The following is a 3,570-nucleotide window of genomic DNA, read 5'->3' as shown; positions in this document are numbered from 1 at the left end:
TCGTCGCCGACAAACTCAACGACCGGCCCCGAAAACGCCTCGACGCCGCAACCCCACGAGAAGCCCTCCAGCAGCTACTCTCGGAACCACCACAAGACTGTGTTGCATCGACCACTTGAATCCACCCCCGGTGCAGCGGATGGTCTCGACCGCAACGGGTGACTTCGTGCGGGATTCGCCGCGGCCCGGCCCGGCCGGCGTGGCGCGCGCTTCGGGAATCGGGCGGTGCAGCATCCGTCGCTTCTGGCGCGACTTCACCCATTCCGGACGGATGCACCCGGCGCACCGCGTGAACTCGACCGCAACGGGTGATGACGCCGGCCACGGGCGCGGCCCGAGCTGCCGTCCCTTGTCAAAGCGCCCGGTGTTGGGAAAGATGAGAGTGTCGGCACCGCGCCACCCGCGCACGCGCCGACATGCCCACACCCCGGGCATCGACATCACCCACAAGGAGATACGACAATGACGTCAACATTTCACGCGGGAGCGTCCCTCGACGCCCTGCACTCCCCCGCTCTCGACCACGAAACCGTCCTGATCACCCGCGGCGTCCGCTCCGGGCTCACGATCAGCGTCGCGGTCCACTCCACCCGCCTCGGCCCGGCCCTCGGTGGCGCACGGGTCTGGCACTACGGATCCTGGCTCGAGGCCGTCGAGGATTCCCTCCGACTCTCCGCCGGGATGACGCTCAAGAACGCCGCTGCTGGGCTCGCCCGCGGGGGCGGCAAATCGGTGGTGTTCGTTCCGAGTGGCACGACGCTCGACGACGCCGCCAAACGCGCCGCCATGCTCGACCTTGGCGACGCGGTCGAAAGCCTCGGCGGCAGCTATCAAACCGCTGAGGATGTCGGCACCAGCGCGAACGACATGGCCGTCGTCGCGGAACGCACCAGCCATGTCTGCGGACTCCCGGCCGATCGCGGCGGAGTCGGCGAACCGAGCGACGCGACCGCGGCAGGGGTGTACTCGGCAGTGATCGCCACCCTGGAGACCGTGTTCGGAAGCCCACTCGTCCGAGGCAGGCGCGCCACCATCTCCGGGCTCGGGCAGGTCGGCGGCCGCCTCGCCCGCAAGCTGGCCGACGCCGGAGCATCCCTCATCGTCACCGACGTGAACCCCGCTCGCCGCGCACTGGCCGAGGAGATCGGCGCCAGCTGGATCGAACCCGGCGACGAGCACCTCTTCGAAACGGACCTGTTCATCCCCTGCGGTGTCGGCGGAGCCCTCAACCGCGACGTGATCGCGCAATTGCGCTGCGCAGCCGTTGTCGGCGCGGCGAACAACCAGCTCGCCGAGCACGATGGAGCCGAGCAGCTCGCGGAGCGCGGCATCCTGTGGGCGCCGGACTTCATCGCCAACGCCGGCGGTGTGATCTACCTCGACATGGCGTCGCAGCCGGGCGCCGACCTCGATTCGATCCTGGCCCGGGTGGATGGCATCGGCGACACGCTGCGCTCCATCTACCGCTCAGCGAAGGAGCAAGGCGTCACCACGCTGGCCGCCGCTGAGAAGCTCGCGATGGACCGACTCGAGGGGGCGGCGCTCACGGCGGCGTAGCGGCACCGGCACGAATTCACTCGCTGCGGACGGGTGCACCCGATACGCCGGATGCATCCGTCCGGATCACGTGAACAGGCAAGCCAGGCAACCGGTCAGCGCATCGCCCGGTAACGCGCCCGTTCCTCGGCTGGCAGGTGCTCGGTCGCATAGCTGAGCGCTGTGCGACCGAGCGACGCCGCGTGTGCATCGAGGAAACCGGTGAGCACCTCGCGGCTGACCCGTTTGCCGCCTCGCGGAGCATCCAGCCGACGGCTTTCCGCATGAGGTCGGCTCGATCCGGGAGCAGTCGCTCGGCCAGCTCGAGCGTGGTCGACGCATCGCCGGCGTCGAGAAAGCCGAAGGTGGCGAGCACGGCCACCCGGCGCTGCCACAGCACCTCGGTGGCTGTTGCATCCGTCATGTCTCGCACTCTAGGCCCGACCCACGCAGTTAACCTGCGTGACCAGCGCAAACTGCGCAGCCAACCTTCGCAAGAGTCAAAGAAACGCCTGACCGCCCCCGGATACGCTCGATGCACACTATTCGAATCGACGCCGGGAGGGTTGTTATGTCTGAATCTCACGCACACGTGATCGTTGGCGAGCCCGAGGTCGTCGAAGACGCACGCGACCTCGCCACCTCCCCGGCCTGGCTCCGTCTCAAGGCCGCGGCGGTCGGCATCCGCCCGTTGCAGGTCAAGGACGGCTCGATCCCCGACGCGGATGCCCACGGCATGGCACGCGAGCACGTCGGGATGATCGTCGGCGCGGTCCGCGACCTGACGCCGCGATTCCCGTGGGATGCCGCGTACCTCGACGCCGTGATCGTCGATTTCGAGCGCTGGGCCCGGGACGGGTTCGGGGTGCCCGATTTCTACGACTCGCTCATGGCCTTCCAGCCGCAACAGCATCGTGCCGATGGACGCACCCACCTCGTCGTGTTCCCGATGTACACGCAGAACGGGTCGACCGACCGGCTGGTCGAGGCGGTCCTCATCGAGGTCGTCTGGCCTGAGTTCATCGCCGAGCTCGAGGGCGGCGACTACTCGAACAAACTGTTCGTGCCGATCCGGTTCGTCGACTTCACGCCCGGTTATGACACCAACTCGGCCGTACTGTTCCCGGAAACCGTTGCGATGCGCGCCATCCCGACGTTCACCTGGGGTGCGATTTTCGCCGACCGTGAGGCTGCACGGTTCCGCCGGGTGGTGAAGGCGGCAGCGGAGATCACCAAGCTCGAGCTGCCGGCCGACGCGCAGGCTCTGCTCGAGAGCCAGGAGCTGGCGGAGGAAACCTTCGTGATGTGGGATCTCATCCACGACCGCACCCACATGCGCGGTGACCTGCCGTTCGACCCGTTCATGATCAAGCAGCGGATGCCGTTCTTCCTCTACTCCCTCGAGGAGTTGCGGTGCGACCTGACCGCGTTCCGGGAGTCGGTGAAGCTTGAACGCACCCTGTCGGCGCAGAGCCCCGCGGAACTCACCGACGCGGAGACCGAGATCCTCGCCCACGCGAAACTGGTGCAGTACGCGGTCATCTTCGACCGGATCTTCCGGTTCGCTCTGACCGGCAGCCGGGTGCGTAACTACGACGGGCTCGGCGGCCAGCTGCTGTTCGCGTGGCTGCACCAGCACCACGTGCTGCACTGGACCGACACGGCCCTGACCATCGACTGGGCCGAGGTTCCCGATGTCGTTGTCGCCCTCGGCAACGCCATCGACGAGCTGTACTGGCGTTCGATCGACCGCCCGAAGGTGTCTCACTGGCTCGCCGCCTACGAGCTCGTGTCGGGAACGGTTGAGCCGCACCCCGCGTCGGCATGGGCACGCGGCCTGTCCGACGAGGTGCTTACCGGCGCTCCGAAGGGGTACACGGATCTGGTGATGGACGACGAGTTCCCGCTGAGCATGTTCTACGAGGCACTCTCGAAGAAGATGCGTGACGTGATCGAGTCCACCGCTGGGATCACCGGGCGTGACTGACCCGGTCGGGTCTGGCCCCGGCGTCGCAGGTCGTACCGTGCTCATCG

Annotated in this window: 3 protein-coding genes; 2 read left to right on the top strand and 1 reads right to left on the bottom strand. The window is 67.5% G+C overall.

What is annotated here, in order from left to right; all coding sequences use genetic code 11:
* Nucleotides 1-462 precede the first annotated feature (462 nt).
* A complete protein-coding gene (locus ACLQ62_RS11020; RefSeq protein WP_411721682.1) occupies nt 463-1,557 on the top strand; it encodes a Glu/Leu/Phe/Val dehydrogenase dimerization domain-containing protein in 1,095 nt (364 codons plus the stop codon).
* Between the two features lie 16 nt (nt 1,558-1,573).
* On the opposite strand, the gene ACLQ62_RS11015 is transcribed toward ACLQ62_RS11020, so the two are convergent.
* Nucleotides 1,574-1,960 (bottom strand): DNA alkylation repair protein, encoded by a 387-nt coding sequence (locus ACLQ62_RS11015; RefSeq protein WP_411721681.1) that lies wholly within the window; start codon nt 1,958-1,960, stop codon nt 1,574-1,576.
* Between the two features lie 147 nt (nt 1,961-2,107).
* Here ACLQ62_RS11015 and ACLQ62_RS11010 point away from each other — a divergent pair, with 147 nt between their 5' ends.
* Entirely contained in the window at nt 2,108-3,523 is a 1,416-nt protein-coding gene (locus ACLQ62_RS11010; RefSeq protein ID WP_411721680.1) for a DUF6421 family protein, read from the top strand.
* Nucleotides 3,524-3,570 lie beyond the last annotated feature (47 nt).

Origin of the sequence: Mycetocola sp. (genome assembly GCF_046716805.1) — a bacterium.
Classification (GTDB): domain Bacteria; phylum Actinomycetota; class Actinomycetes; order Actinomycetales; family Microbacteriaceae; genus Mycetocola_A.
This window is presented reverse-complemented; position numbering and strand designations above follow the sequence as displayed.